The sequence below is a fragment of the Pseudomonas sp. NBRC 100443 genome (assembly GCF_030268185.1).
Lineage (GTDB): Bacteria > Pseudomonadota > Gammaproteobacteria > Pseudomonadales > Pseudomonadaceae > Pseudomonas > Pseudomonas citronellolis.
On the sequence record NZ_BSQE01000067.1, the window covers coordinates 1 to 435 of the forward strand.

The following is a 435-nucleotide window of genomic DNA, read 5'->3' on the forward strand; positions in this document are numbered from 1 at the left end:
GGATCGACTTCGGATAGACCGCGCCGTCCAGACGCTTGTCGCCAAGGAACGTCGGCGAGCCCTCGCCCTCGACGTCAGCGTCGAACTTCGACAGCTCGTCGTAGATCACCTCGTCGGGCGACTTCTCCCGGTAGTTCCGGGAGGCCTTGCCGCCACGAATCCAGAGGTTGCGGCGGTTCGAGAACACCTTGTTGTCCAGGGTGTTGTCGCCGTTTTTCCGGCCGAACCAGGGTGCGAGCTCCAGCATGACCGGCACGTCGCGGATCAGGCCGTTGACGTGGCTCTTGCTGATGTCCTCGGCGTCCGGGTCGGTCGGACTCCACATCATCACGTTGCGGCGCTTGTGCTGGATCTTGTAGCCGATGTTGGCCATCAGCAGCTTCGTGTAGCCAATCCGGGCCGACTTCACGAAGTTGACCACCCGGATCAGGTCGT

General features: G+C 62.5%; 1 protein-coding gene. It reads right to left on the reverse strand.

Annotated features, from left to right (window positions below; all coding sequences use genetic code 11):
- Positions 1-435, reverse strand: a 435-nt coding sequence (locus QSJ95_RS32555; protein WP_285647888.1) for a phage terminase large subunit family protein, incomplete at both ends; no start/stop codon positions are given.